This window comes from Paracoccus sp. DMF, assembly GCF_004407025.1.
Taxonomy (GTDB): domain Bacteria; phylum Pseudomonadota; class Alphaproteobacteria; order Rhodobacterales; family Rhodobacteraceae; genus Paracoccus; species Paracoccus aminovorans_B.
On record NZ_SOKV02000020.1, the window covers coordinates 24,747 to 38,241 of the forward strand.

The window sequence follows — 13,495 nt, forward strand, 5'->3', positions numbered from 1 at the left end:
GATGAATGAGATCCTGGAGCCGGGCATGATCGTGCGCCACCCGGGCGCGCCGGAATGGGGCACCGGCCAGGTCCAGTCGCGCATCGGGGATCGCATCACCGTCAACTTCACCCATGCCGGAAAGCAGGTGGTCGACGGCAGACATGTCAGTCTTGAACTGGTCACGGGCGATCCTTTCTGACGCATCGGGCAGAGTAATTCAACTTTTGCGCGAGTCAATCGGTCTTGGCGCCGCCCGTTCGGACGCGGTTGCAATGTCGTCCAGCCCCGCCTAGACACGGGACCGGATCCCCAACAGGCAGGCCATGCCCGGACGATGACGCCCGAAACTTCCTTCTTCGAAACCCGTCTTGCCACGGATGAGACCGACCTTCTGGCGGCGCAGCGCCTGCGCTATCGCGTCTTCGTCGAGGAGCTGGGCGGCGACGGCGCCATGGTCGATCACGCCGACCGGCTGGAGCGCGACGAATTCGACCCGGTGGTCGATCACCTGGTGCTGGTGGACAACCGCCGCTCGCGCCAGGCGCTGGATCATGTCGTGGGCGTCTACCGGCTGCTGCCGGGCGACCGGGCCGAGCGCTTCGGCCGCTTCTATTGCGACAGCGAATATGACCTGACGTCGTTGCGCGCTGCTGGCCGCTCGCTGCTGGAACTGGGCCGGTCCTGCGTCGATCCGGCGTTTCGCGGCGGCTCGGGCATGTTCCTGATGTGGAACGCCCTGGCGGAATACGTGCTGAGCCGCGAGATCGAGATCCTGTTCGGCGTCGCCTCGTTCCACGGCACCGACGCGCAGGCCCTGGCGCAGCCGCTGAGCTGGCTGCACCACCACCACCTGGCCCCCGCGACGCTGCGGCCCCGCGCCCGGCCCGAGGGCTTCCAGGCGATGGACCTGATCCCGGAGGCCGAGCTCGATCGCCGCGCGGCCATGACCGGCATGCCGGCGCTGATCAAGGCCTATCTGCGGCTGGGCGGGCTGGTCGGCGAAGGCGCCTATCTGGACCGGCCCTTCAACACCACCGACGTCTTCCTGATGGTCGACACCAAGGCCATGTCGGAAAAGCACCGCAAGTTCTACGAGACCCGGCAGGGCCAATGAGCGAGACCTCCCCGGGCACCTGGCACGGCGAGGCCACGCCGCCCGCCATCCCCCGCCCCTCGGCCCTGGGCTGGCTGCTGGTGGCGACGCGGGGCTTGGGCATCGTCTCGGTGCTGCTGATCGGCGTGATCCTGATCCTGCCGATGCGTTGGGTCGAGCGGCTTTTCGCCGGGCCGCGCCGCCCGGTCACCGGGCCGCATGTGCAGCTGGTCTGCCGGCTCTGCCTGTGGATCCTGGGCCTGCGCTGGTGCTGCGAGGGCAGGCCGCTGCGCGGCCCGGGCGCCGTGGTCGCGAACCATTCGAGCTGGCTCGACATCTTCGTTCTGAACGCGGCCATGCCGGTGTTCTTCGTGTCGAAAGCCGAGGTGGCCGGCTGGCCAGGCATCAATATCCTGACCCGCGTCACCGACACGCATTTCGTCACCCGCGATCCACGCCTCGCGCGCCGGCAGGCCGAGGAATTCGCCGCCCGCACCCGCGCCGGCCACCGGCTGCTGTTCTTTCCCGAAGGCACCAGCAGCGACGGGCGCCGCGTGCTGCCCTTCAAGCCGACCCTGTTCCAGGGCTTCCTCGACCCCGCCCTGCCCCAGGGTCTGGCGATCCAGCCGATGAGCGCGCATTACCACGCCCCGCCGGGCCGCGACCCGCGCTTCTATGGCTGGTGGGGCAGCATGGCGCTGGGTCCGCATCTGCTGGCGGTTTTGGCCGAGCCGCGCCAGGGCGCGGTCACGGTGCGGCTGCTGCCGCCGATCCCGGTCGCGGAAGAGACCCGCAAGACGCTTTCCGCCAAGGCCGAAGCGGCGGTGCGGCAAGGTTTCGGCCAGGATTGACGCGCCGCGCCGGTGGCGCCGCTGCCTGGGTATTTGCACAACAAAGAAGGCCACAAGGAAGCGCGCATCCCAAAGGATCGCCTTCTTTGTTTCCCAAATACCCCAGCAGCCGCGACGCCACGACCGCGTTGCCGCCTAGAGCGGCCAGAACAGCGGGATGGTCAGGCAGGCGACGATGCCGCAGATGATGTCCAGGGGCACGCCGACCTTGACGAAATCGCTGAACTTGTAGCCGCCGGGACCATAGACCATCAGATGCGTCTGATAGCCGATGGGCGTCGCGAAGGCGACGGTGGCCGAGAACATCACCGCCACGACATAGGCGCGCGGATCGTGGCCCAGCGACTGGGCCAGCGCGATGGCGACCGGCGTCAGCAGCACCGCCACGGCATTGTTCGACAGGATCTCGGTCATCACCAGGCCCAGGAAATAGACCGCGATCAGCGTGGCGAAGGGCGGCAGCCCGCGCAGCCAGGGCGCGACGAAATCCACCACCAAGGTCACGGTGCCGGTATGTTCCAGCGCCTCGCCCACCGCCAGCATGGCAAAGATCATCGCCATCAGCCGGGCATCGACGAATTCGAAGGCCTCCTCGGCATCGACGCAGCGCGTGATCAGGATGATCGCGGCCGCGACGAAGGACAGCGCCATGATCGGCGCCACGTCCAGCGCCGCCAGCGACACCACCGCCAAGAGGCAAAGCACCGCGATCGGCGCCTTGGAGCGGCGATAGGGCCGCGCCGAGGGCCGCGAGACATCGACCAGTTCCATGTCGGCGGCAAGGCGGCCGATGTCCTCGGGCGCGCCTTCCAGCAGCAGCGTGTCGCCGACCTGCACCACCAGGTCGTCGAGCTGGCGGCCGATGTTCTGGCTGCGGCGATGCGCGGCCAGGACATAGACGCCATAGCGGCGGCGCAGGCGCATGTCGCCCAGCCGCCGGCCCACCAGCCGCGCGCCGGGCGAGATCAGCACCTCGACCGTCTCGGTCGCGACCGAGCTCAGCTTGTCGACCATCTGGAAATTCTTGTTGGCCTGCATCTCGAGCAGTTCGGCCATTTCCGAGCGCAGCACCACGCGGTCACCCGGCTCCAGCACCACCTCGGCCAGGTTGCGGCGCAGCGACAGGTCGCCGCGCAGCACGTCGATCACCCGCACCGCGTCGCGCCTGAACAGCGGCACCTCGTTCACGTTCATGCCGGCCAGGCTGGAATCGGCGGGCACGGCGACCTCGGTGAAATATTTCATGCCGCGCCGGGTGCCGAGGAAACCGGCCAGCGAGGTGCGCTCGGGCAGAAGCCGCCAGCCGATCAGCGCGAAATAGGCGATGCCGGCCAGGGTGATGGCGATGCCGACCGGCGCGATCTCGAAGATCGAGAACGGCACCATGCCGGCCTCGCGCGCCACGCCGTCGACCAGCAGGTTGGTCGAGGTGCCGATCAGCGTGATCATGCCGCCAAGGATGGTGAAATAGCTGAGCGGCATCAGGAATTTCGACGGCGAGGTGCCCAGCCGCAGCGCCAGCTGGATGAAGATCGGGATCATCACCGCCACCACCGGCGTGTTGTTCATGATCGCCGAGGCCAGGATGACGAAGCCGAAAAGCCCGCACAGCGTCAGCAGCGGGCGGCTATCGGCCCGCGCCGTCACCAGCCGCGACATGATCTCGAGCGCGCCGGTGCGCAAGAGGCCGCCCATGATCAGGAACATGAAGGCGATGGTCCAGGGCGCCGCGTTCGACAGCACCGAGGCCGCGTCCTTGACCGGCAGCAGGCCCAGCAGCATCAGCACCGCCGCGGTGCCGATCGCCACCACCTCGGGCGGGTTCCGCTCGCGGACGAATTCGATGAACATCACGACGATGATGACCAGCATGGCGATGGCCGCATTCGTCCCGGTCAGTTCGAAACCCAGCATGAAGATCCTGTCCAGAGGCGCTGTTAATCACGGCCCTTTCGGTGGGGTATTAGAATTATTTTCTCCACCGCCGCAAGCGAAACAGCATGGCTTTCCCGCTCAGGCGCCGGCGGGCGTGGGATCCAGCCTGCCGCCCGTGCGCAACGCCTGCACCGCGCTGGCCTTGCCGGTGCGGTCGTCGGTGGTCACCAGCACGCCGCAGAGCGTCGCCTCGCCCTCGGCCGGGGTGAAGCGCTCGCTGGACATGCCGGTCAGGAAGCGGCGCAGCGGCTCGGTCTTTTCCATGCCGATGACGCTGTCATAGTCGCCGCACATGCCGGCATCGGACTGATAGGCGGTGCCGCGGTTCAGGATCATCGTGTCGGCGGTCGGCACATGGGTATGGGTGCCGACGACCAGGCTGGCGCGGCCGTCGCAGAAATGCCCGACGGCCATCTTCTCGCTGGTGGCCTCGGCATGGATGTCGACCACCGTCGCCTGCACCAGCCCGCCCAGCGGATGCGCCTTCAGCACCGCGTCGAGGGCCGAGAACGGGTCGTCGAAGGGCCGCTTCATGAAGACCTGGCCCAGCGCCTGCGCCACCAGCACCTTGCGGCCGCGCGTCGCCTCGAACACCCGCGCGCCGCGGCCGGGCGCGACCTTGGAATAGTTCAGCGGCCGGATGATGCGCGGCTCGGTCTCGATGAAGGACAGCATTTCCTTCTGGTCGAAGGCATGGTCGCCCAGTGTCACGCAATCGGCACCCGAATCGAGTATGAGCTTGGCGTGCCCCCCCGTCAGCCCCATGCCGCCGCTGGCGTTCTCGCCGTTCACGATGGTGAAATCGACCCCCAGCCGCTGCTTCAGCGGTTCGAGCCCTTCCGAAATGGCGCGCCGACCGGCGCGCCCCATCACATCGCCTAGATAGAGGATTCGCATGCCACAGCGTTAGGCCAAAGCCCCGGGACGCTCAACCCCGGTTCGCCGCTTCAGCCCAGCCACAGCCCCAGCGCCACGCCGGAAAGCGCCAGCGCAGCCCCCAGGACCACGCCAAGGGCCATACCCCTGCCCCGGCGGACCGGCACCGCGACGATCTGCGGCTCGCGCAGCAGCTCGGGCATGCGGCGTTCCAGGAATTCCGGCAGCAGCGGCGCGAAGCGGCCCAGCACCTGGACGGCGCGGCCCAGGTCGCGCGCCGCGGCCTTGGGGCCGAGGTTGTCGCGGATATAGCTTTCGACCACCGGCCGCGCGACCTGCCAGATGTTGATCTGCGGGTCGAGGCTGCGCGCCACGCCCTCGACCACCACCATGGTGCGCTGCAGAAGAATCAGCTCGGTCCGCGTCGCCATGCCGAAGCGTTCCGTGACCTCGAAGAGATAGGCCAGCAGATTGGCCATCGAGATCTGGCTGGCATCGGCGCCGAAGATCGGCTCGCCCACCGCCCGCAGCGCGCGGGAGAATTCCTTGATGTCGCGGTCGCGCGGGACATAGCCCGCCTCGAAATGCACCCGCGCCACGCGCTCGTAATCGCGGCGGATGAAGCCCATCAGGATCTCGGCATAGACGCGGCGGGTGTATTCGTCGATCTCGCCCATGATGCCGAAGTCATAGATGATGACATCGCCATTCACCGCAACCTTCAGGTTGCCCTGGTGCATGTCGGCGTGGAAATAGCCGTCGCGCAGCGCGTGCTGCAGGAACAGTTGCAGCACGCGGGCGGCGATGGTCGGCAGGTCGTGGCCGGCGGCGCGCAGCCCCTCGACATCGCCCATCGGCAGGCCCTCGGCCCAGTCGCTGGTCAGCACGCGCCGCGCCGACAGGTGCCAATGCGGCTTCGGCACCTGCATGCCGGTGTCGCCCTCGGTGTTCTCGGCGAATTCCGAGGCCGAAGCGGCCTCGAGCCGCAGGTCCAGCTCGCCCATGACCACGGATTCGAAATGCGCCACCACGTCGCGCGGGCGCAGGCGGCGGGTCGCGGGCGACAGCCGCTCGATCATGCCGGCGGCGAAGTGGAAGGCGTCGATGTCGCGGCGGAAAGCGCCCTCGATGCCTGGGCGCAGGACCTTGACCGCGACCTCGCGCCCGGTGTCGGCGCGGCGGCCGCGATGGACCTGCGCGATCGAGGCCGCCGCCACCGGCTCGGCGAATTCGCTGAACAGCGCCTCGATCGGGCGGCCGAGATCGGCCTCGACCATGCGCCGGGCCTGGTCCTGGGGAAACGGCGGCAGCCGGTCCTGCAGCATGGCGAGTTGGTCGGCCAGTTCCGGCCCCACCACGTCCGGGCGGGTGGAAAGGATCTGGCCGAACTTGATATAGGCCGGCCCCAGCGCGGTGATGGCACGGGTGACGGGCGGCAGGGACGGATCGCCCTTGTAGCCCAGCCAGGCGAAGGGCCAGCCCAGGATGCGGGCGGCGACGCGGACGCGGGCCGGAGCCTCGGCCGCGTCCAGCGCCACTTTCATCGCGCCGGTGCGCTCGAACGTGGCGCCGGTGCGGACCAGCCGCCAGATGTTGTGCGGGCCGCGCATCGTTACAGCTTCCAGCCGGAATGCAGCGCGGCGATGCCCATGGACAGGTTGCGCCATTGCACCCGGCCGAAGCCGGCGGCGCGGATCATCTCGGCAAAGGTTTCCTGCTCGGGGAACTTGCGGATCGATTCGACCAGGTATTGGTAGCTGTCGCGGTCGTTCGCGACGACTTGGCCCATCACCGGGATGACGTTGAAGGAATAGCGGTCATAGGCCCATTGCAGCATCGGCACCGGGATCTGGCTGAACTCCAGAACCATCAGCCGGCCGCCGGGCTTCAGCACGCGGCGCGCCTCGGCCAGCGCGTCGGGGATGCGGGTGACGTTGCGGATGCCGAAGCTGATCGTGTAGCGGTCGAAGCTGTCGTCGGCGAAGGGCAGCGCCATCGCGTCGCCGGTGACCCAGGCCAGGCGATCCGCCAGCTTGCCGGCCTCGGCGCGCTTCCTGCCCTCGACCAGCATCGACTCGGTCATGTCGCAGACGGTGACGCGGGCGTCCCGGGCGCGTTCCAGGAAGCGGAAGGCGATGTCGCCGGTGCCGCCGGCCACGTCCAGCAGGTGCTGGCCGTCGCGCGGCGCCAGCCAGTCCATCATCGCGGTTTTCCAGACCCGGTGGATGCCCATGCTCATCAGGTCGTTCATCACGTCATAGCGCGAGGCCACGCGCGAGAAGACGCCATGGACCAGCCCGGCCTTGTCCTTTTCGGCCACGGTGCGAAAGCCGAAATGGGTTTGCTTGCTGGGGTCGTCGGTCATCGCGCTTGTCCATCCGTCGTTTCGCGCCCAGATAGTCCGAAAGCGCGCGGCGCACCATGCGACGAATGGAAAAGAAATGCCAGAACTGCCCGAGGTCGAAACCGTCCGCCGTGGCCTTGCGCCGCATCTCGAGGGCCATGTCATCGCCCGGGCCGAGGCGCGCCGTCCCGACCTGCGCTGGCCGCTGCCGCCGGACCTGGTGCAGGTGCTGACCGGCGCACGGGTGACGGGGCTGCGGCGGCGGTCCAAGTATATCCTCGCCGATCTTCAGGATCGCGGCAGCCTGCTGCTGCATCTGGGCATGTCGGGCAGGATGCTGATCGAGGGCGAGTCGCAGGGTGATTTCCACCGCGACCCGGCCATCCTGCCGCGCCACGACCATGTGGTGTTCTGGACCGACCAGGGCACCCGCATCACCTTCAACGACGCGCGCCGATTCGGCATGGTGGACCTGGTCGCGCCCGGCGCCGCGCATCCGCTGCTGGCGCAGTTGGGCCCCGAGCCGCTGTCGCCGGAATTCACCCCGGCGGTCCTGGCGGCGGCCTTCGCCGGGCGGCGCAGCCCGGTCAAGGCGGCGCTGCTGGACCAGCGCATCGTCGCGGGCCTGGGCAATATCTATGTCTCCGAGGCGTTGTTTCGCGCCGGCATCGACCCGCGCCGGCTGGCGGGGCAGGTCACGGCCCCGGAAATCGCGGCGCTGGTCGGCCATATCCGCGCCGTGCTCGAGGAAGCCATCGCCGCCGGCGGCTCGTCCTTGCGCGACCACCGGCAGGCGACGGGAGAACTGGGCTATTTCCAGCATTCCTTCCGCGTCTATGGCCGCGAGGGCGCGCCCTGCCCCCATGGCTGCGGCGCCACCGTCGAACGCATCGCGCAATCGGGCCGGTCGAGCTATTTCTGTCCGCATTGCCAGAGGTGAGCCCGGCCCGCCTGCCTCCGGTGGGGGTATTTCCCGAGCAAAGAAGCGCGCTGGCCTTGCGGTCGCGCTTTTGTTACGAGTCGCGGTCAATTTGGTTCGAAAGGCGATGAGATGATGGCTTACCAGACCCTGACCGTCGAGATCGACGACTATGTGGCCCTGATCCGGCTGAACCGGCCCGAGGCGCTGAACGCGCTGAACTCGCAGCTGATGGGCGAGCTGGCGGATGCCGTGACCGAGGCCGACCGCAACGAGAAGGTGCGCTGCATCGTGCTGACCGGCAGCGAGAAGGCCTTCGCCGCCGGCGCCGACATCAAGGAGATGTCCGGCAAGAGCTTCGTCGACGTCTATACCGGCAATATCTTCGGCGACGAGATCGACCGCATCACCGCGGCCCGCAAGCCGATCATCGCCGCCGTGTCGGGCTATGCGCTGGGCGGCGGCTGCGAGCTGGCCATGGCCTGCGACTTCATCATCTGCGCCGACAATGCGAAATTCGGCCAGCCCGAGATCAACCTGGGCGTCATCGCCGGCATCGGCGGCACCCAGCGCCTGACCCGCTTTGTCGGCAAGTCGAAGTCGATGGACATGCACCTGACCGGCCGCTTCATGGATGCGGCCGAGGCCGAGCGCTCGGGCCTGGTCAGCCGCGTGGTGCCGGCCGCGAAGCTGTTGGCCGAGGTGATGGCGGTGGCCAAGAAGATCGCCGAGAAGTCGCAGATCGCCACCGTCGCCGCCAAGGAGGCCGTGAACCGCAGCTATGAGACCACGCTGCACGAGGGCGTGCTGTTCGAGCGCCGCACCTTCCAGGCGCTGTTTGCAACCGAGGACCAGAAGGAAGGCATGGCCGCCTTCCTGGAAAAGCGCGAGCCGCAGTTCCGCGATCGCTGATTGGGCTTGGCTTTCGGCCCGGGGCGCTGTATAGGCCCGGGCTTACATGCGCGTGGGCCCGCTTAAGGCAAGAATCATGACCGTCCTTTCGGGGACGGTGCCGTGGGGCTTTTGCGTGACAGAGATTACGAGAGAAAGACAGGACCCATGGCCAACACGCCCCAATCCAAGAAACGCGCCCGCCAGATCGAGCGGGTCACCGCCGTCAACAAGGCGCGCCGCTCGCGCATCCGCACCTATCTGCGCAAGGTCGAAGAGGCGCTGGCCTCGGGCGATGCCGCCGCGGCCGCCGAAGCCCTGAAAAGCGCCCAGCCGGAACTGATGCGCGGCGTCACCAAGGGCGTCGTCCACAAGAACACCGCCTCGCGCAAGATCTCGCGCCTCGCGGCCCGGGTGAAGGCGCTGGCCACGGCCTGATCGGCCGCCGGACCACCCCGACGGATGCGGCATTTGCGCAACTGTCGGGTGCAAGATTTAGGGGCGCACTCCTCTGGAGCGCGCCCTTTCGCATGAAGAGCCGCTGGTTTTCCCCCGGAAAATCAAGGATTTGCGGGATCGCTCGCCGCGCCGGCGGCTCCAGTCAGATTCGATGCGGCAAAGTGACTGTCAAGCGCGAAGATCGGTTGCTGGGCGGCGGCGGTTCTTGCTAGCTTCGTCCCTGCGATTCACCATCGCGCCTGGGGGACATGCTTCAGCGGTCAGCACGACCGCCACCCGCTGGAGCGGCAGCAGGATCAATTAAGGATCCGCTACCGATGACGCGCAAGCCGGCTGCCACCGGCCTGCGTTTCGTGTCTGAACGTTTCGGCCGCAGGACGGCTCTGCGCGACGCTTCGGCGGCGCCGGATGTCCTGTTGCCGAAATTTGTCCGTCGGGCCGGTGCAAGGCGCCTCATGCCGGGAATCCGGCAGAGATCGGGGACAAGAGACGGACTTGGGCGAGACAATGGACACAGTTTGGGGACAGGCGCGTGCGGAACTTCAGAAGATCGTCGGAGCCGACAGTTTCTCGACCTGGATCGAACCGCTGCGCCTGACCGGCGTCGCCGAGGGCACCGCGACCATCGCCTGCCCGACCCGCTTCCTGTCCGACTGGGTCTCGCGCCACTACAGCGACGACATCCTGAAGGTGCTGGACCGCGTCGGCGGCCCGGTGCAGCGGCTGAGCTTCGAGACCCGCAGCGCCTCGGCCCGCCCGCCGGCCGCCGCCCCCGCGGTGAAGCGCCCGACGCCCCGCGCCGCGGTGGACGAGGAACTGGCCGCGCCGCTGGACAGCCGCTTCACCTTCGAGAATTTCGTCGTCGGCAAGCCCAACGAGCTGGCCCATGCCGCCGCGCGCCGCGTGGCCGAGGGCGGGCCGGTGACCTTCAACCCGCTGTTCCTTTACGGCGGCGTTGGCTTGGGCAAGACCCACCTGATGCATGCCATCGCGCGCGAGATCCAGATCCGCCAGCCCGAGGCCAGGGTGCTCTATCTGTCCGCCGAGCAGTTCATGTATCGCTTCGTCCAGGCGCTGCGCGACCGCACCGTGATGGATTTCAAGGAGCTGTTCCGCACCGTCTCGGTGCTGATGGTCGATGACGTGCAGTTCATCGCCGGCAAGGACAGCACGCAGGAGGAATTCTTCCACACCTTCAACACCCTGGTCGATCAGGGCAAGCAGATCGTCATCTCGGCCGACCGCGCGCCGGGCGAGATCAAGGACATGGAAGAGCGCATCAAGTCGCGCCTGCAATGCGGCCTGGTCGTGGACCTGCACCCGACCGATTACGAGCTGCGGCTGGGCATCCTGCAAAGCAAGACCGACAGCTTCCGCGCGCAATATCCCGGCCTGCTGATCGCGCCGGGCGTGCTGGAGTTCCTCGCGCATCGCATCACCTCGAATGTCCGGGTGCTGGAGGGCGCGTTGCAGCGGCTGTTTGCCTTCGCCAGCCTGATGGGGCGCGAGATCACGCTGGACATGACGCAGGAATGCCTGGCCGACATCCTGCGCGCCAATGATCGCAAGGTTTCCATCGAGGAAATTCAGCGCAAGGTCGCCGAGCATTACAACATCCGCCTCGCCGACATGATCGGCCCGAAGCGGGTGCGCACCGTCGCCCGGCCGCGGCAGATCGCCATGTATCTGTCCAAGCAGATGACCTCGCGCAGCCTGCCCGAGATCGGTCGCCGCTTCGGCGGCCGGGATCACACCACCATCATGCATGGCGTGCGCAAGATCGAGGAATTGCGCGGCGCGGACCGCAGCCTGGCCGAAGATATCGACCTGTTGCGCCGGCTGCTGGAAGCCTGATCCATCCGCTTGACCTTGTGCGGAATTGTGCCAAATTGGCGCCCCGCGCCGCCGCGCAAGATCGACTTGAGGACCGACCATGAAATTTTCGATTGAACGTGCCGATCTGGTGAAGGCGGTCTCTCAGGCCCAGTCCGTCGTCGAGCGTCGCAACACCATCCCGATCCTGGCCAATGTGCTGATCGAGGCCACGCCCGAAGGCGTCAGCCTGCGCGCCACCGATCTTGATACCGAGATCGTGGACCGGGCTGCGGCCCAGGTCGAGCGGCCGGGCGCGACCACGGTCTCGGCCTCGATGCTGAACGACATCGCCCGCAAGCTGCCGGACGGCGCGTTGGTGCAACTCAGCCTGGACGCGGCCTCGCAGCGGCTCTCGGTGCAGGCGGGGCGGTCGAACTTCAGCCTCGCGACCCTGCCGCGCGAGGATTTCCCGGTCATGTCCTCGTCGGAATATTCGGCGAATTTCTCGGCTCCGGCGGCGGTGCTGCGCCGGCTGTTCGACAAGTCGAAATTCGCCATCTCGAACGAGGAAACCCGCTATTACCTGAACGGCGTCTACATGCATGTGGCCGAAGGCGAGGACGGCCCCAGCCTGCGCTGCGTCGCGACCGACGGCCACCGGCTGGCCCGCATCGACGCCCCCCTGCCCCAGGGGGCCGAGGCCATGCCCGGCGTGATCGTGCCGCGCAAGACCGTGGGCGAGCTGAAGAAACTTCTGGACAATGACGAGACCGAGATCGCGGTTTCGGTCAGCGAGACCAAGGTGCGGTTCGCGACGCCGACCATCACGCTGACCTCGAAGGTGATCGACGGCACCTTCCCGGATTACAGCCGCGTGATCCCCTCGGGCAATGCCCGCAAGCTGGAGGTCGATGCCGGCGATTTCGCCAAGGCGGTGGACCGGGTGGCGACGGTCAGCAGCGAACGTTCGCGCGCCGTCAAGCTCTCCCTGGACGAGGACCGGCTGGTGCTGTCGGTGAACGCCCCCGATGCCGGCGCGGCCGACGAGGAACTGCCCGTGGCCTATGCCGACGAGCCGCTGGAGATCGGCTTCAACGCCAAATACCTGCACGAGATCGCCAGCCAGATCGAGCGCGAGAACGCGGTCTTCCTGTTCAACGGCTCGGGCGACGCGGCGCTGATCCGCGAGGGCGGCGACACCAGCGCGGTCTATGTCGTGATGCCGATGCGCGTGTGACGCTTTCCCGGCTGCACCTGGCCCAGTTCCGCAGCTGGGCCCGGCTCGACATCGACCTGGACCACCGGCCGGTGGCGATCCACGGGCCGAATGGCGCGGGCAAGACCAATATTCTGGAAGCGATCTCGATGCTGTCGCCTGGCCGCGGCATGCGCGGCGCCGCGCCCGGCGACCAGGCCCGCAAGGGGCCGGAGGTCGGCTGGCAGATCCGCGCCCGGATCGCCGAGCACGAGGTCGCGACCCGCGCCCTGCCCGGCCAGCCGCGCGAGGTGGCGATCGACGACAAGCCCTCGACCCAGATCGCGCTTGGCCGGCTGATGCGGGTGATCTGGCTGACCCCGGCCATGGACCGGCTGTGGACCGACGCCCCCGAAGCGCGGCGGCGCTTCCTCGACCGGGTGACGCTGAGCTTTGCCCCCGGCCATGCCGAGGATGCGCTGGGTTACGAAAAGGCCATGCGCGAGCGCAACCGGCTGCTCAAGGACGATGTCCGCGATGCCGGCTGGTATCGGGCGCTGGAGGCGCAGATGGCCGAGACCGGCGCGGCCGTCACCCGCAACCGGCTGGATGCCATCGCCCGCATCACGGCGGCGCAGGACGGGGCCGGGACCGCCTTCCCCGCGGCCAGCCTGGCGCTGCTGCCGGGCGAAGGGTTCGCGGACGATCCCGACCCCGCGCGAATCGCCGCCCGGCTGGCCGAGGGCCGCCCCCGCGACATGGCCGCCGGACGCACGCTGACCGGCCCGCATCGCGCCGACCTGGGCGCGCATTGGGGGCCGCGGGCCATGCCCGCGGCGCTGTCCTCGACCGGCGAGCAGAAGGCCCTGCTGCTGTCGATGATCCTTGCCAATGCGCGGGCGCTGGCCGGGGAAAGCGTGGTGCTGCTGCTCGATGAGGTGGCGGCGCATCTGGACGCCGACCGCCGCGCCGCGCTTTACGACGAGATCTGCGGGTTGGAAGCGCAGAGCCTGCTGACCGGCACCGGGCCCGAGCTGTTCGAAGCGCTGCGGGGCCGGGCGCAGTTCCTGGCGGTCGAGCGGCAGGGCGAGACCTCGAGCCTCGCCATGGGTATTTGAAGAGCAAAGAAGCCGGT

13 protein-coding genes are annotated in these 13,495 nt (G+C 68.1%); 9 read left to right on the forward strand and 4 right to left on the reverse strand.

Annotation, left to right across the window (positions count from 1 at the left end; all coding sequences use genetic code 11):
* Position 1 precedes the first annotated feature (1 nt).
* The 3 genes from E3D03_RS12005 to E3D03_RS12015 all read left to right on the forward strand — a co-directional run bounded on the left by E3D03_RS12005 (position 2) and on the right by E3D03_RS12015 (position 1,926).
* On the forward strand, positions 2 to 181 hold the full coding sequence (locus E3D03_RS12005) for a DUF3553 domain-containing protein (RefSeq protein WP_017998295.1): 180 nt from the start codon (positions 2 to 4) through the stop codon (positions 179 to 181).
* 135 nt (positions 182 to 316) lie between these two features.
* Positions 317 to 1,096 (forward strand): GNAT family N-acetyltransferase, encoded by a 780-nt coding sequence (locus tag E3D03_RS12010; RefSeq protein WP_263567155.1) that lies wholly within the window; start codon positions 317 to 319, stop codon positions 1,094 to 1,096.
* Positions 1,093 to 1,926 carry a lysophospholipid acyltransferase family protein gene (locus E3D03_RS12015; protein ID WP_263567156.1) on the forward strand — a complete coding sequence of 278 codons (834 nt, stop codon included), beginning with the start codon at positions 1,093 to 1,095 and terminating at the stop codon, positions 1,924 to 1,926. Before E3D03_RS12010 ends, E3D03_RS12015 begins: the two co-directional genes overlap by 4 nt.
* A 135-nt stretch (positions 1,927 to 2,061) precedes the next feature.
* Here E3D03_RS12015 and E3D03_RS12020 read toward each other — a convergent pair whose 3' ends face one another.
* The 4 genes from E3D03_RS12020 to ubiE all read right to left on the reverse strand — a co-directional run bounded on the left by E3D03_RS12020 (position 2,062) and on the right by ubiE (position 7,102).
* Positions 2,062 to 3,840, reverse strand: a complete 1,779-nt coding sequence (locus tag E3D03_RS12020) for an SLC13 family permease (protein WP_263567157.1) — start codon at positions 3,838 to 3,840, stop codon at positions 2,062 to 2,064.
* A 99-nt stretch (positions 3,841 to 3,939) separates the two neighbouring features.
* Positions 3,940 to 4,758 (reverse strand): YmdB family metallophosphoesterase, encoded by an 819-nt coding sequence (locus tag E3D03_RS12025; RefSeq protein WP_263567158.1) that lies wholly within the window; start codon positions 4,756 to 4,758, stop codon positions 3,940 to 3,942.
* Positions 4,759 to 4,808: 50 nt separating this feature from the next.
* Positions 4,809 to 6,347 carry a 2-polyprenylphenol 6-hydroxylase gene (ubiB, locus tag E3D03_RS12030; RefSeq protein WP_062563615.1) on the reverse strand — a complete coding sequence of 513 codons (1,539 nt, stop codon included), beginning with the start codon at positions 6,345 to 6,347 and terminating at the stop codon, positions 4,809 to 4,811.
* Between the two features lie 2 nt (positions 6,348 to 6,349).
* Entirely contained in the window at positions 6,350 to 7,102 is a 753-nt protein-coding gene (gene ubiE, locus E3D03_RS12035) for a bifunctional demethylmenaquinone methyltransferase/2-methoxy-6-polyprenyl-1,4-benzoquinol methylase UbiE (protein WP_263567159.1), read from the reverse strand.
* Between the two features lie 76 nt (positions 7,103 to 7,178).
* Here ubiE and mutM point away from each other — a divergent pair, with 76 nt between their 5' ends.
* The 6 genes from mutM (at position 7,179) to recF (ending at position 13,478) form a co-directional block, all read left to right on the forward strand.
* Positions 7,179 to 8,021: a bifunctional DNA-formamidopyrimidine glycosylase/DNA-(apurinic or apyrimidinic site) lyase gene (gene mutM / locus E3D03_RS12040; protein ID WP_263567160.1), complete on the forward strand. Its 843-nt coding sequence runs from the start codon at positions 7,179 to 7,181 to the stop codon at positions 8,019 to 8,021.
* Between the two features lie 114 nt (positions 8,022 to 8,135).
* Positions 8,136 to 8,912 (forward strand): enoyl-CoA hydratase, encoded by a 777-nt coding sequence (locus E3D03_RS12045; RefSeq protein ID WP_263567161.1) that lies wholly within the window; start codon positions 8,136 to 8,138, stop codon positions 8,910 to 8,912.
* A 147-nt stretch (positions 8,913 to 9,059) separates the two neighbouring features.
* The gene (rpsT, locus tag E3D03_RS12050) at positions 9,060 to 9,329 is read left to right on the forward strand and encodes a 30S ribosomal protein S20 (protein WP_017998304.1); all 270 of its coding nucleotides are present in this window, start codon (positions 9,060 to 9,062) and stop codon (positions 9,327 to 9,329) included.
* Between the two features lie 528 nt (positions 9,330 to 9,857).
* Entirely contained in the window at positions 9,858 to 11,204 is a 1,347-nt protein-coding gene (gene dnaA, locus E3D03_RS12055) for a chromosomal replication initiator protein DnaA (protein WP_263567186.1), read from the forward strand.
* 79 nt (positions 11,205 to 11,283) lie between these two features.
* Positions 11,284 to 12,402, forward strand: a complete 1,119-nt coding sequence (gene dnaN / locus E3D03_RS12060) for a DNA polymerase III subunit beta (protein ID WP_062563610.1) — start codon at positions 11,284 to 11,286, stop codon at positions 12,400 to 12,402.
* Positions 12,399 to 13,478 carry a DNA replication/repair protein RecF gene (gene recF / locus E3D03_RS12065; protein ID WP_263567162.1) on the forward strand — a complete coding sequence of 360 codons (1,080 nt, stop codon included), beginning with the start codon at positions 12,399 to 12,401 and terminating at the stop codon, positions 13,476 to 13,478. Before dnaN ends, recF begins: the two co-directional genes overlap by 4 nt.
* The last annotated feature ends 17 nt before the right edge of the window (positions 13,479 to 13,495 follow it).

Bases quoted from the DNA above. Each gene is read 5' to 3' on its own strand.
- E3D03_RS12005 (WP_017998295.1), top strand. From the start codon at position 2: ATGAATGAGATCCTGGAGCCGGGCATGATCGTGCGCCACCCGGGCGCG.
- E3D03_RS12010 (WP_263567155.1), top strand. From the start codon at position 317: ATGACGCCCGAAACTTCCTTCTTCGAAACCCGTCTTGCCACGGATGAG.
- E3D03_RS12025 (WP_263567158.1), bottom strand. From the start codon at position 4,758: ATGCGAATCCTCTATCTAGGCGATGTGATGGGGCGCGCCGGTCGGCGC.
- rpsT (WP_017998304.1), top strand. From the start codon at position 9,060: ATGGCCAACACGCCCCAATCCAAGAAACGCGCCCGCCAGATCGAGCGG.
- E3D03_RS12020 (WP_263567157.1), bottom strand. From the start codon at position 3,840: ATGCTGGGTTTCGAACTGACCGGGACGAATGCGGCCATCGCCATGCTG.
- ubiB (WP_062563615.1), bottom strand. From the start codon at position 6,347: ATGCGCGGCCCGCACAACATCTGGCGGCTGGTCCGCACCGGCGCCACG.
- ubiE (WP_263567159.1), bottom strand. From the start codon at position 7,102: ATGACCGACGACCCCAGCAAGCAAACCCATTTCGGCTTTCGCACCGTG.
- dnaN (WP_062563610.1), top strand. From the start codon at position 11,284: ATGAAATTTTCGATTGAACGTGCCGATCTGGTGAAGGCGGTCTCTCAG.
- E3D03_RS12045 (WP_263567161.1), top strand. From the start codon at position 8,136: ATGGCTTACCAGACCCTGACCGTCGAGATCGACGACTATGTGGCCCTG.
- mutM (WP_263567160.1), top strand. From the start codon at position 7,179: ATGCCAGAACTGCCCGAGGTCGAAACCGTCCGCCGTGGCCTTGCGCCG.
- E3D03_RS12015 (WP_263567156.1), top strand. From the start codon at position 1,093: ATGAGCGAGACCTCCCCGGGCACCTGGCACGGCGAGGCCACGCCGCCC.
- dnaA (WP_263567186.1), top strand. From the start codon at position 9,858: ATGGACACAGTTTGGGGACAGGCGCGTGCGGAACTTCAGAAGATCGTC.